The organism is Variovorax paradoxus, assembly GCA_016806145.1.
Lineage (GTDB): Bacteria > Pseudomonadota > Gammaproteobacteria > Burkholderiales > Burkholderiaceae_C > Variovorax.
Map to the genome: position 1 here is coordinate 1,222,262 of CP063166.1, position 13,295 is coordinate 1,235,556.

A 13,295-nucleotide genomic window follows, 5' to 3' on the forward strand; every position below is an offset into this window, starting at 1 on the left:
GCGCGATCCCGCTCAGGCGATGCCGTCGCGCAGGGCCTGCAGCAGCTTGTCGTGCACGCCGCCGAAGCCGCCGTTGCTCATGCAGACGATGTGGTCGCCGGGCCGCGCCGTGGCGACCAGCTGGCCCACCAGCGTGCCGATGTCGCCAGCCACCCGAGCGCGTTCGCCCATCGGGGCCAGCGCGGCGGCCGCGTCCCAGTCGAGCCCAGCCGTGTGGCAGAACGACAGGTCGGCCGACTCGAGGCTCCACGGCAGCTGCGCGGCCATCACGCCGAGCTTCATCGTGTTGCTGCGCGGCTCGAAGGCCGCGAGGATGCGCTCGCCCTGGTGGCCCGTGGCGTCGAGCTTCTGGCGCAGGCCGTCGAGCGTGGTGCGGATCGCGGTCGGATGGTGGGCGAAGTCGTCGTAGACCGCGATCGCACCGCCCGCGCCCTCGACCGTGCCGCGCAGTTCCATGCGCCGGCGCACGTTGCGGAAGCTGCCGAGCGCGCGCGCCGCGTCGGCCGGCGACACGCCCACGTGCTCGGCGGCAGCGATCGCGGCCAGCGCGTTCATCTGGTTGTGCAGGCCCGACAGCGCCCATTCGACGCGTCCGACCGGCTCGCCCTCGTGCAGCACGTCGAAGGCGTCGTGCGTGCCGCGCGCCTGCCACTGCGCGCCCGGGCCTTCGCCGCCGAAGCGCGCGAGTTCGCTCCAGCAGCCCTGGGCCAGCACGCGCTCGAGGCTGGGCTCGGTGGCATTCACCACCAGCCGGCCGGTGGACGGCACGGTACGCACCAGGTGATGGAACTGCCGCTCGATGGCCGCGAGGTCGTCGAAGATGTCGGCGTGGTCGAACTCGAGGTTGTTGAGGATCGCCGTGCGCGGTCGGTAGTGCACGAACTTGCTGCGCTTGTCGAAGAAGGCGGTGTCGTACTCGTCGGCCTCGATCACGAAGGCCGGTCCGTCGCCGAGCCGGGCCGAGACGCCGAAATCGAGCGGCACGCCGCCGACCAGGAAGCCCGGCGCCTTGCCCGCGCGCTCGAGCACCCAGGCCAGCATCGAGGTGGTGGTGGTCTTGCCGTGCGTGCCGGCCACCGCCATCACGTGGCGGCCCAGCAGCACATGCTCGGCCAGCCACTGCGGGCCGCTGGTGTAGGGCTTGCCGGCGTCGAGGATGGCTTCCATCAGCGGAAACTTCGGCGTGCCGTCGGCCAGCCGGGCACGCGACACCACGTTGCCGACCACGAACACGTCGGGCGCCAGCGCGAGCTGGTCGGCGCCGAATCCCTCGATCAGGTCGATGCCGAGCGCGCGCAACTGGTCGCTCATCGGCGGGTACACGCCGGCGTCGCAGCCGGTGACCCGGTGGCCTGCCTCGCGCGCCAGGGCGGCCAGACCGCCCATGAACGTGCCGCAGATGCCCAGAACATGAATATGCATGGGGGGCGATTCTAGGGAGGCCGATCGTCCGGGCCCGGGGCCACGGCCTTGGCCGCGGTACTGATGTTCATCGTACGGACCATGCTCTGCGGGCAAAATGGCCCGATGGACACGTCCAAGCGCGAAATCGCCGCCACCGCCGCCCGTCTCGTGGTCGAGGAGGGGCTCGAATACGGCCCCGCCAAGCGCCGCGCGCTGCGCGATCTGGGGCTGTCGGCGCGCACCGCGCTGCCGAACAACGACGAGGTGGAGGCCGAGGTGCGCGACTACATCGCGCTGTTCTGCGCCGACACCCAGCCCAGGGAACTCCAGGCGCTGCGCCTGCTGGCGCTCGAATGGATGGAGCGCATGGCCGTGTTCCGGCCCCATGTGGGCGGCGCCGTCTGGCACGGCACGGCCACCCGGCTGTCAGACATTTATATTCAGTTGTTCTGCGATGATTCGAAGTCGGCCGAGATCGCGCTGATCGACCATCACGTGGATTACGAGCCGCGCATGGTGACCGGCTTCCACGGCGAGCAGGTCGAGGCCTTGAGCGTGCACGCGCCGAGCCGGGCCCTCGGCGAGGAGATCGGCGTGCACCTGCTGGTCTACGACCTCGACGACCTGCGCGGCGCGCTCAAGCCCGATGCCCAGGGCCGCACGCCGCGTGGCGACCTGGCGGCGCTGCGGCGGCTGATTGAAAGAGAAAAGGACAACGGATGACTTCTTCGACCACACGACGCGGCCTGCTGTATGGCGGCGTGGCGGTGGTGGCCGCCGCGGCCGGCCTCGGTGGTGCCTGGTGGCGCCATCGCGGCAGCGGCACGGCCGGAGAGATGCTCGGCGCCGACTTCTGGGCCCAGCGCTTCGAGCGGCCCGAGGGCGGCGAGCTCGCCATGACCAGCCTGCGCGGCAAGCCGGTGCTGCTCAACTTCTGGGCCACCTGGTGCCCGCCGTGCGTGGAAGAAATGCCGATGATCGATCGCTTCTTTCGCGATCATGGTGCCAACGGCTGGCAAGTCGTCGGCTTGGCGATCGATCAGCCGAGCGCGGTGCGCAAGTTCCTGCAGCGCACGCCGGTCACCTATCCGACCGGATTGGCTGGGTTGCAGGGCACGGAACTGGTCAAAAATCTCGGCAACACCGGCGGTGGCCTGCCGTTCACGCTGGTGCTGAACGCCGACGGTTCGGTGGCGGCCCGTAAAATGGGCAAGCTCGAAGAGGCCGACCTGGAGGGTTGGCGACGTGAACTCGTTCACAGTTAGAATTAGATACACAGGTCGGCGTTAACCGCCGAAAGCCGACAATCAACGATGTTCGGCCTAGTTGTATCCTAATAACCGGAAAACCCGGCACTGGAGTCCCATGGATCTGCGCAAACTCAAGACACTGATCGATCTGGTGTCCGAATCGAATATTTCCGAGCTGGAAATCACTGAAACCGAAGGCAAGGTCCGCATCGTCAAGGGTGGCGGTGCCGCTCCCGTTCAGTACGTGCAGACCCTGGCGGCACCCGCCGCGGCCCCGGCCGCAGCCCCCGCGGGCACGGCGGCTCCCGCTGCTGCTCCCGTGGCCGAGGCCGCCCCCGCCGGCCATGCCGTGAAGTCGCCGATGGTCGGCACCTTCTACCGCGCCGCGAGCCCGGGCGCCCCGTCCTTCGTCGAGGTCGGCAGCAAGGTCAACGAGGGCGACACGCTCTGCATCATCGAGGCGATGAAGATCCTCAACGAAATCGAGGCCGACAAGGCCGGCACCGTCACCCAGATCCTCGGAGAAAACGGTCAGGCGGTCGAATACGGCCAGCCGCTGTTCATCATCGAGTGACCATGTTCAAGAAGATCCTGGTCGCCAACCGCGGCGAGATCGCTTTGCGCATCCAGCGCGCGTGCAGCGAGCTCGGCATCAAGGCCGTGATGGTCTATTCCGAGGCCGACCGCGAGGCCAAGTACGTCAAGCTGGCCGAGGAAGCCGTCTGCATCGGCCCGGCCCCCTCGTCGCTGAGCTACCTCAACATGCCGGCCATCATCTCGGCGGCCGAAGTGACCGATGCCGAGGCGATCCACCCCGGCTACGGCTTCCTGAGCGAGAACGCCAACTTCGCCGAACGCGTCGAACAGAGCGGCTTCCAGTTCATCGGGCCGACGCCCGAGAACATCCGCACCATGGGCGACAAGGTCTCGGCCAAGCAGTCCATGATCAAGGCCGGCGTGCCCTGCGTGCCCGGCTCCGACGGCGAGCTCTCCGACGACGCCACGGCCAACAAGCGCATCGCGCGCGCCATCGGCTATCCGGTGATCATCAAGGCCGCGGGCGGCGGCGGTGGCCGCGGCATGCGCGTGGTCCACACCGAGGCCGCGCTGATCAACGCGATCCAGATGACCAAGGCGGAGGCCGCGGCGGCCTTCAACAATCCCTCGGTCTACATGGAGAAGTTCCTCCAGAACCCGCGTCACGTCGAGATCCAGGTGCTGGCCGACAAGCACCGCAACGCGGTCTACCTCGGCGAGCGCGACTGCTCGATGCAGCGCCGTCACCAGAAGGTGATCGAGGAATCGCCCGCGCCGGGCATTCCGCGCAAGCTGATCGAGAAGATCGGCGAACGTTGCGCGGCCGCCTGCAAGAAGATCGGCTACCGCGGTGCCGGCACCTTCGAGTTCCTCTACGAGAACGGCGAGTTCTACTTCATCGAGATGAACACCCGCGTGCAGGTGGAGCATCCGGTGACCGAACTCACGACCGGCATCGACATCGTCAAGACGCAGATCATGGTGGCGGCCGGCGAGAAGCTGCCGTTCACGCAGCGCCAGATCCAGATGCACGGCCACGCGATCGAATGCCGCATCAACGCCGAGGACGCGTGGAAGTTCACGCCGTCGCCGGGCCGCATCACGATGTGGCATCCGCCGGGCGGTCCGGGCGTGCGCGTGGATTCGCATGCGTACACCAACTACTTCGTGCCGCCGAACTACGACTCGATGATCGGCAAGATCATCGTCTTCGGCGACACCCGCGAGCAGGCCATGGCGCGCATGCGCACCGCGCTCAACGAGACCGTGATCGAAGGCATCCAGACCAACATCCCGCTGCACCGCGAGCTGATGGTCGACGCCAAGTTCATGGCCGGCGGCACCAACATCCACTACCTCGAAGAGTGGCTGGCCGCGCACAAGCGCTGAGCCGTCCCTGCCCGCCATGTTCGAACTCCGCCTGCTGGCCCCCGAGGAACGCATCGAGTCCCTCGGCGATGCGCTCGATGCGCTCGACGCACTGAGCATCTCGGTCGAGGATGCCGACGCGCAGACCGACGCCGAGCATGCGCTGTTCGGCGAGCCCGGCATGCCGCCGCCCAAGGAGGGCTGGCAGCGCTCGCGCGTGATCGCGCTGTTCGCCACCGAGGAACTGGCGCGCGACGCGGGCTCGGTGCTCGCGCTGCAGGACTTCTTCGAAGGCTGCACCTTGCTGGGCATCGCCGAGCTGCAGGACCAGGACTGGGTGCGGCTCACGCAATCGCAGTTCGCGCCGGTCGAGATCACGCCCGAGTTCTGGATCGTGCCGAGCTGGCACGAGGCGCCGGCACAGGCCACGCAGGTGATCCGGCTCGATCCGGGCCTGGCCTTCGGCACCGGCACCCATCCCACCACGCGCATGTGCCTGCGCTGGATCGCGACCCGCGGGGCGTTCGCGGGCCAGCGCGTGCTCGACTACGGCTGCGGCTCCGGCATCCTGGCCATTGGTGCCGCGAAGTACGGCGCTGGCGAGATCGACGCGGTCGACATCGACGAGGCCGCCGTGAGCTCGACGCGCCTCAATGCCGAGGCCAACGGCGTGACGCTCAATGCGGGCCTGCCCGAGGCGGCGCAGGGCCAGTACGGCACGGTGCTCGCGAACATCCTCGCGACCCCGCTCAAGGTGCTCGCGCCGCTGCTGTGCGAGCGCGTGGCGAACGGTGGCTCGCTGGTGCTCGCCGGCATCCTCGAGCGCCAGGCCGACGAGCTGAAGGAAGCGTACGCGCCCTACGTGGCGCTCGAAGTCAGCGACAGCGAGGACGGCTGGATCCTCATGACGGCACGCCGCTGAACGCGCTCGCGCCGGGGGCTTTCTCCGGCGCAAACGGCGCCGCCGGCATCGCGTCGCGCCGAGGGCCCAACCCTACAATCGCCCCCTCATGAGCCTCGTCACGCGTTGCCCCGCCTGCGCCACCACCTTCAAGGTGGTGCGCGACCAGCTCCGGATCTCGGACGGGTGGGTGCGTTGCGGTCGCTGCAGCCATGTGTTCGATGCGACGCTCGATCTTCATGAGACGCCGGATGGGGTCGTTGGGTCGGGCAGTGGTGTCGCGTCGCCGCAGGTGCAGGTGCCATCGATGCCATCGGCGCCCGCGGTCGTGCCGAGCGCGGCGCCCGAGGCTTCGACACCGCCGGCACCTGCCAGTCCTTCGGTCGACTCCGGCTTCGGATTCGATGCGCCCGCCGGCAAGGCCGCATTGCCATCGCACGAGCCTGTCGGCGAACTCGACAAGCTGTCGGCACCGCCTTCCTTCGCGCCGGCCCCGCCGCAGGTCGAGGAGTCCGACTTCCTCGACGACGAGGTCAACGAAGACCTGTCGCCGGCACGGTCCGAGCCGCCACCGCCTCCCGCTCAGCCGCAGTCCCCGGAAGCTCGCGACAGCGCGGACTTCGCCTTGCCCGCGCACGGCATCGTCGCCGACGAGCCCTGGTCCGACCTCGAGGTGCGCGAGCCGCAATGGCGGCCGCCGCCGAGTTCGCTGCCGCCGTTTCCCGACATCGACCTCAACCTCGCCGCGCCACCATCGCCGCCGCCCGCGCCGGTGCCGCCGCTGCCCGCGGTGTGGACGCGTCGCTCCAGCGCGAGCGCGGCGCCGTCGAATGAAAGGCCGGCGGGCTTCGCGACGCTGCGCCGTTCCGGTTCCGACGAAGACAGCGACGAGGACACCGAGCTCGAGCGCGACGACGCCGACGCACCCGAGACGGGCGACGATCGGGACCAATTGCAGATGCAGAAGGCGCTGCGCCGGGCGCGCGCCAAGTCGGCCAAGATCGCCGCCAGCGCCAAGGCGCGCGAGGAGCGCGACGACCAAGAGGCGCGCGCGCGGAGCGAGGACCCCGCGCCGCCGCCCTTCGCCACCGTGCTCGACGCGGCGGACGAGACCGAGGATCGCGCGGCGCACCGCTTCGTCGACGATGCCGAGGACGACGAGCGCGACGATCGGCCGACATCCCTCTGGCAGCGCATCGGCAAGCGCCGCGCGCTGATCGCGCTCGCGGTGCTCGCGGGCCTGCTGCTGGTCGTGCAGATCCTGCGTCACGAGCGCGACGGCATCGTCGCGCGCCAGCCCTCGCTGCGTCCCGCGCTCGCCGCGCTGTGCCAGGCGACGGGCTGCGAGCTCGCGCCGCTGCGCCGCATCGGCGACATCGTCATCGAGGGCGCCGCCTTCGCGCGCGAGAAGAGCGGCGGCAACGACTACCGCTTCAGCTTCAACCTGCGCAGCAACGCCGCGGTGCCGCTCGCGATGCCGTCGATCGAGCTGGTGCTGCTCGACACGCAGGAGCGTGCCGTGGTGCGGCGCGTGCTCTCGCCGGCGGACTATGGCGCACCAACGGTGCTCGCGGCGCGCGGCGAACGCGCGGCCTCGCTGCCGATGACGCTGACGGCGACCGAGGCCGCGGCCCTGCCGCCAATCGCGGGCTATCGCGTCGAGGCCTTCTATCCCTAGGCCCGCGGCGAGCCGCCGGTTGCGCGTCCGCGCCTTCCTTCCTTTTTCTTCACCTCAACGGATCAGCCCATGGCAGCAGTGATTTGCGGTTCCCTCGCCTTCGACACCATCATGACCTTCGAGGGCCGGTTCGCCGACCAGATCCTCCCGGACCAGTTGCACATCCTCAACGTGTCCTTCCTGGTGCCGAGCCTGCGCCGCGATTTCGGCGGCTGCGCCGGCAACATCGCCTACAGCCTCAACGCGCTCGGCGGCACGGCGCTGCCGATGGCCACGCTGGGCAGCGATGGCGCCGACTACATCGAGCGCATGCGTTCGCTGGGCATCAGCACGGAGTTCGTGCGCCAGCTCGACGACACGTTCACCGCGCAGGCGATGATCATGAACGACGCCGACAACAACCAGATCACCGCCTTCCATCCGGGCGCGATGCAGCAGGCGCACATCACGAAGATCGCGGCGCGCGAGGACATCCGTCTCGGCATCGTCGCGCCCGATGGCCGCGAGGCGATGCTGCAGCACGCCGAGCAGTTCGCGGCCGCCGGCATTCCCTTCGTGTTCGATCCGGGCCAGGGCCTGCCGATGTTCGACGGCGAGGCGCTCAAGCATTTCGTCGAGCTCGCGAGCTGGGTCGTGGTCAACGACTACGAAGGCAAGATGCTCTCGCAGCGCACGGGCTGGAGCCTGGCGGAGATCTCGCAGCGCGTGCGCGGCCTCGTGGTCACGCTCGCGGCCGAGGGCTGCGAGGTGTGGACGAACGGCGAGCGCGAGCATGTGCCGGGCGTGGTGCCGACCGCGGTGATCGAGCCCACGGGCTGCGGCGATGCATGGCGCGGCGCGCTGCTGTTCGGGCTGGAGAAGGGCTGGCCGCTCGCGCAGTGCGCGGCGCTCGGCAACCAGGTCGGCGCGCTCAAGATCGCGCAGCGCGGCCCGCAGAACTACCAGATCGATCGCCAGGCACTCGGCCTGGCTTGACGAGCGATGGCATGGCGGTGGATGCCACCGCCTTTCCGCTTCGCGTTTATCTTTGCCCAATGAAAAAGCCCGGCACCTTGCGGTGCCGGGCTTGATGCCTTTTCAGGGCTGCCGAGAAAACTCAGGGCTTGCTGGCCGTGGGAAACGGCCAGGCTGCCTGGGGATTCAGCGTCGTCTGCGCAGCAGGGGCGGGCGCAGCGGCAGCGGCCTTGGCGGGTGCCTTGGCAGCCTTCTTCGCAGCAGGCTTCTTGGCAGCAGCGGCAGGCTTGGCAGCGGGCTTTTTCGCGGCTTTCTTGGCCGCAGCCTTCTTGGCAGGAGCCTTCTTGGCGGCAGCCTTCTTCGCAGGCGCCTTCTTGGCAGCGGCCTTCTTCGCCGGCGCCTTCTTCGCAGCGGCCTTCTTGGCCGGAGCTGCCTTCTTCGCCGGCGCCTTCTTGGCGACGACCTTCTTCGCGGCTACCTTCTTGGCAGCGACCTTCTTGGCCGGAGCCTTCTTGGCAGCGACCTTCTTGGCTGCCGGAGCCTTCTTGGCGGCGACCTTCTTGGCCGGAGCCTTCTTCGCTACGACCTTCTTGGCCGGAGCCTTCTTCGCTGCGGCTTTCTTAGCCGGTGCTTTCTTTGCAGTTGCCATTTCTGTTTTCTCCTTGATCAAGTTGAAAAAATCAACCTATTGAAGCACTCCGCGCATGTTGGTAGCGCTGGAGTGATTCATGGCGTTGGATTCCGTGCTCCAGCACCATGAACACCTGAGCCCTCGTCCATGCCGCGCTCTTCGGCGCAGTCGGTGGCAAGGGCAATTCTTGAATTCATTTATTGTTATCGAAATATTCAATCCCAGGAGAGCGCACCACCCGATTGGTATTCGATCACGCGGGTCTCGAAGAAATTGCGCTCTTTCTTCAGGTCAATCATCTCGCTCATCCACGGGAACGGATTTTCCTCGTTCGGGAAGAGCGTTTCGAGGCCGATCTGCTGCGCGCGCCGATTGGCGATGTAGCGCAGATAGCCCTTGAACATGGAAGCGTTCATGCCGAGCACGCCACGCGGCATGGTGTCTTCGGCGTACTTGTATTCGAGCTCGACGGCGCGCATGAACAACGCCTTGATCTCGGCCTTGAACTCGGCCGTCCAGAGGCCGGGGTTCTCGAGCTTGAGCTGGTTGATCAGGTCGATGCCGAAGTTGCAGTGCATCGATTCGTCGCGAAGGATGTACTGGTACTGCTCGGCGGCGCCGGTCATCTTGTTCTGGCGGCCCAGCGCGAGGATCTGCGTGAAGCCGACGTAGAAGAAGAGGCCTTCCATCAGGCAGGCGAACACGATCAGCGACTTGAGCAGCGTCTGGTCGGTCTCGTGCGTGCCGGTCTTGAAGTTCGGATCGCTGATCGCGTCGATGAACGGAATCAGGAACTGGTCCTTCTCGCGGATCGACGGCACCTCGTTGTAGGCGTTGAAGATCTCGCTCTCGTCCAGGCCGAGCGACTCGACGATGTACTGGTAGGCGTGCGTGTGGATCGCTTCCTCGAAGGCCTGGCGCAGCAGGAACTGGCGGCATTCGGGCGCCGTGATGTGGCGGTAGGTGCCCAGCACGATGTTGTTGGCGGCCAGCGAGTCGGCGGTGACGAAGAAGCCGAGGTTGCGCTTGACGATGCGGCGCTCGTCTTCGGTCAGGCCGTTCGGGTCTTTCCACAGCGCGATGTCGCGCGTCATGTTCACTTCCTGCGGCATCCAATGATTGGCGCAGGTGGCGAGGTACTTTTCCCACGCCCACTTGTACTTGAACGGCACCAGCTGGTTGACGTCGGTCTCGCCGTTGATGATGCGCTTGTCGGCGGCCCTGACGCGGCGCGTTTCAGCCGGAGCGCTCGCGCCGCTCGATGCGGGCACGGCCTGGCGGGCAGGCTGCTGCACGGGTTGCAGCGAAGGTTGTGCCATCGATGAAGCCGACACATCCACCGCACGGCCGGCGGCGACGCCGGTCGAGGGGTGGTGATGCAAACCTTGTTGCATGTCCTTTGGCAAGGAGGGCTTGACTTCTTCGTCCCAGGTCAACATAGAAAAATCCAATGCTCAAATTATCCGAGCAACGATGTGAGTTGCAAAGTGCTCGTTCACATCGCACTCCATTTATGTGGTTGTTATGTTGCTCGCATGCATCGCGCGATGTCGGTCAATGCCTTCAACTGGCCTCCGTCATCGCACGACATCGCATGCGCCTCACTCTTGGTAGCGCAGCGCACAGCGCTGTGTTCGCGGTGCGCTGCGTGCATCACTGGCAGGCTTCGCAGGTCGGATCGTCGACGCCGCAGAAGGCGATGTCGGTCGCGGGGATCGCGCTCATCTGTGCCTTCGCCGCGGCAGCCGCTGCCTCGAGTGCGCTCATGCCCGACGGTGCGTCGTTGCCCGAGGACACCGCGTTGAGGCGGCCCGACTGCACCGTCGACTTCTCGGCGTGCGTCGCGCTCTGCGTGCGCAGGTAGTAGGTGGTCTTCAGACCGCGCAGCCATGCGAGCTTGTAGGTGTCGTCGAGCTTCTTGCCCGAGGCGCCGGCCATGTAGATGTTCAGCGACTGCGCCTGGTCGATCCATTTCTGGCGACGCGCGGCGGCTTCCACCAGCCACGTCGTCTCGACTTCGAACGCGGTGGCGTAGAGCGCCTTCACGTCCTGCGGCACGCGGTCGATGGGACGCAGCGAACCGTCGAAGTGCTTCAGGTCCATCACCATCACGTCGTCCCACAGGCCCAGGCGCTTGAGGTCGCGCACCAGGTAGTGGTTGATCACGGTGAATTCGCCCGACAGGTTCGACTTGACCGAGAGGTTGCCGAAGCAGGGTTCGATCGAGGCGTCGACGCCGATGATGTTCGAGATGGTCGCCGTCGGGGCGATGGCCACGCAGTTCGAATTGCGCATGCCGTCGGCCTTGATCTTGGCGCGCAGCGCGTCCCAGTCGAGGGTCGACGAGCGGTCGACCTCGACGTAGCCGCCGCGGGCCTTCTCGAGCAGGTCGAGCGAGTCGATCGGCAGGATGCCCTTGTCCCACAGCGAGCCCTTGTAGCTCGAGTACTTGCCGCGCTCGCGCGCCAGCTCGGTCGAGGCCCAGTAGGCGTGGTAGCAGATCGCTTCCATCGATTCGTCGGCGAACTGCACGGCTTCCTGCGAGGCGTAGGGAATACGCAGGTCGTACAGCGCGTCCTGGAAGCCCATCAGGCCCAGGCCGACCGGACGGTGGCGCAGGTTCGAGTCGCGCGCCTTCTTCACGGCGTAGTAGTTGATGTCGATCACGTTGTCGAGCATGCGCATCGCGGTCGAGATCGTCTTCTTGAGCTTCTCCTGGTCGACCTTGCCGTCCTTCAGATGCTGTAGCAGGTTGACCGAGCCGAGGTTGCAGACCGCGGTTTCGGTGTCGCTGGTGTTCAGCGTGATCTCGGTGCAGAGGTTCGACGAGTGCACCACGCCGGCGTGCTGCTGCGGCGAGCGCACGTTGCAGGCGTCCTTGAACGTGATCCAGGGATGGCCGGTCTCGAACAGCATCGTGAGCATCTTGCGCCACAGGTCGGTGGCCTGCACGGTGCGGCTGGGCTTGATCTCGCCGCGCGCGGCCTTCTCTTCGTAGGCGACGTAGGCCTTCTCGAAGTCGGCGCCGAACAGGTCGTGCAGGTCGGGCACGTTCGAAGGCGAGAACAGCGTCCAGGAACCCTTCTCCATCACGCGGCGCATGAACAGGTCGGGGATCCAGTTGGCGGTGTTCATGTCGTGCGTGCGGCGGCGGTCGTCGCCGGTGTTCTTGCGCAGCTCCAGGAACTCCTCGATGTCGAGGTGCCAGGTTTCGAGGTACGTGCAGACGGCGCCCTTGCGCTTGCCGCCCTGGTTCACGGCCACGGCGGTGTCGTTCACCACCTTGAGGAAGGGCACCACGCCCTGCGATTCGCCGTTCGTGCCCTTGATGTGGCTGCCGAGCGCGCGCACGCGGGTCCAGTCGTTGCCCAGGCCGCCCGCGAACTTCGAGAGCAGCGCGTTTTCCTTGATCGACTCGTAGATGCCGTCGAGATCGTCGGGCACGGTGGTCAGGTAGCAGCTCGACAGCTGCGAGCGCAGCGTGCCGCTGTTGAACAGCGTCGGCGTGCTCGACATGAAGTCGAAGGACGACAGCACTTCGTAGAACTCGATGGCGCGGGCTTCGCGGTCGATCTCGTTGAGCGCCAGGCCCATCGAGACGCGCATGAAGAAGGCCTGCGGCAGCTCGATGCGGTTCTTGCGCACGTGCAGGAAGTAGCGGTCGTACAGGGTCTGCAGGCCGAGGTAGTCGAACTGGTTGTCGCGTTCGGCCTTCAGCGCCGCGCCCAGGCGGGGCAGGTCGTACTGCAGCAGCTTCTCGTCGAGCAGCTCGTTCTCGACGCCCTTCTTGATGAAGGCGGGGAAGTAGTCGGCGTAGGCGGTGGCGCGGTCGACGGGCATGACTTCGCGGCCGATGATCTCCTTGAAGATCGTGTGCAGCAGCAGGCGCGCGGTGGCGAAGGTGTAGTCGGGATCCTTCTCGATCAGCGTGCGGGCCGCGAGGATCGAGGCCTTGTAGACCTCGTCGAGCGGCACGCCGTCGTACAGGTTGCGCATCGTCTCGGCCACGATCGGCGCGGCCGTGATGCTGTCGCCCAGGCCCTGGCAGGCCGATTCGATCAGGCCCTTGAGTTCGCTGACGTCGAGCGCGACGCGTTCGCCGCGGTCGAGCACGTGCAGCGCGGGAGCCGCGACCTGCACATCCTGCTCGCCCTGCTTCGCGCGTTCCTGGGTGCGGCGCTCGCGGTAGAGCACATAGGCACGCGCCACTTCCTGGTGGCCGCCGCGCATCAGGCCCAGTTCGACCTGGTCCTGCACGTCCTCGATGTGGAAGGTGCCGCCGCCCGGACGCGAGCGCACCAGCGCCTTCACGACGGCCTGCGTCAGCGCGTCGACGGTCTCGCGCACGCTGGCCGAGGCCGCGCCCTGGGTGCCGTGCACGGCCAGGAAGGCCTTCATCATCGCGATCGCGATCTTGTTGGGCTCGAACGGGACCACGGCGCCGTTGCGGCGGATGATCTGGTAGTGCGCGAGGTTCTGTCCGGTGGGCGAACCGGCGGTATCGCGGGGGGACTGGGGCGGCGTGGAGGGGATGGCACGCGCGGCGGTGGGAGTATTCAGTGCTGTTTGCAT

11 protein-coding genes are annotated in these 13,295 nt (G+C 67.1%); 7 read left to right on the forward strand and 4 right to left on the reverse strand.

Features of this window, described 5'->3' with window-relative positions; genetic code table 11:
- Positions 1-12 precede the first annotated feature (12 nt).
- Positions 13-1,422: a UDP-N-acetylmuramate:L-alanyl-gamma-D-glutamyl-meso-diaminopimelate ligase gene (mpl, locus tag INQ48_05660; protein QRF58729.1), complete on the reverse strand. Its 1,410-nt coding sequence runs from the start codon at positions 1,420-1,422 to the stop codon at positions 13-15.
- 105 nt (positions 1,423-1,527) lie between these two features.
- Here mpl and INQ48_05665 point away from each other — a divergent pair, with 105 nt between their 5' ends.
- The 7 genes from INQ48_05665 (at position 1,528) to INQ48_05695 (ending at position 8,113) form a co-directional block, all read left to right on the forward strand.
- Positions 1,528-2,127, forward strand: coding sequence for a hypothetical protein (locus INQ48_05665; protein ID QRF58730.1), 600 nt, complete (start codon positions 1,528-1,530; stop codon positions 2,125-2,127).
- Positions 2,124-2,669: a TlpA family protein disulfide reductase gene (locus tag INQ48_05670; GenBank protein QRF58731.1), complete on the forward strand. Its 546-nt coding sequence runs from the start codon at positions 2,124-2,126 to the stop codon at positions 2,667-2,669. Before INQ48_05665 ends, INQ48_05670 begins: the two co-directional genes overlap by 4 nt.
- Positions 2,670-2,769: 100 nt before the next feature.
- Complete coding sequence (locus INQ48_05675) at positions 2,770-3,228, forward strand: acetyl-CoA carboxylase biotin carboxyl carrier protein (GenBank protein ID QRF58732.1); 459 nt, start codon at positions 2,770-2,772, stop codon at positions 3,226-3,228.
- A 2-nt stretch (positions 3,229-3,230) separates the two neighbouring features.
- On the forward strand, positions 3,231-4,580 hold the full coding sequence (accC, locus tag INQ48_05680; protein QRF58733.1) for an acetyl-CoA carboxylase biotin carboxylase subunit: 1,350 nt from the start codon (positions 3,231-3,233) through the stop codon (positions 4,578-4,580).
- A gap of 16 nt (positions 4,581-4,596) precedes the next feature.
- Positions 4,597-5,481 (forward strand): 50S ribosomal protein L11 methyltransferase, encoded by an 885-nt coding sequence (gene prmA / locus INQ48_05685; protein QRF58734.1) that lies wholly within the window; start codon positions 4,597-4,599, stop codon positions 5,479-5,481.
- 88 nt (positions 5,482-5,569) lie between these two features.
- The gene (locus INQ48_05690; protein ID QRF58735.1) at positions 5,570-7,138 is read left to right on the forward strand and encodes a zinc-ribbon domain-containing protein; all 1,569 of its coding nucleotides are present in this window, start codon (positions 5,570-5,572) and stop codon (positions 7,136-7,138) included.
- 69 nt (positions 7,139-7,207) lie between these two features.
- Entirely contained in the window at positions 7,208-8,113 is a 906-nt protein-coding gene (locus INQ48_05695) for a carbohydrate kinase family protein (protein ID QRF58736.1), read from the forward strand.
- A gap of 121 nt (positions 8,114-8,234) precedes the next feature.
- Here the strand turns inward: INQ48_05695 and INQ48_05700 are convergent, their stop codons facing one another.
- The 3 genes from INQ48_05700 to INQ48_05710 all read right to left on the reverse strand — a co-directional run bounded on the left by INQ48_05700 (position 8,235) and on the right by INQ48_05710 (position 13,295).
- Positions 8,235-8,741: a histone H1-like DNA-binding protein gene (locus INQ48_05700; protein ID QRF58737.1), complete on the reverse strand. Its 507-nt coding sequence runs from the start codon at positions 8,739-8,741 to the stop codon at positions 8,235-8,237.
- A 197-nt stretch (positions 8,742-8,938) separates the two neighbouring features.
- On the reverse strand, positions 8,939-10,162 hold the full coding sequence (locus INQ48_05705; GenBank protein QRF58738.1) for a ribonucleotide-diphosphate reductase subunit beta: 1,224 nt from the start codon (positions 10,160-10,162) through the stop codon (positions 8,939-8,941).
- A 214-nt stretch (positions 10,163-10,376) separates the two neighbouring features.
- Positions 10,377-13,295, reverse strand: coding sequence for a ribonucleoside-diphosphate reductase subunit alpha (locus tag INQ48_05710; protein QRF58739.1), 2,919 nt, complete (start codon positions 13,293-13,295; stop codon positions 10,377-10,379).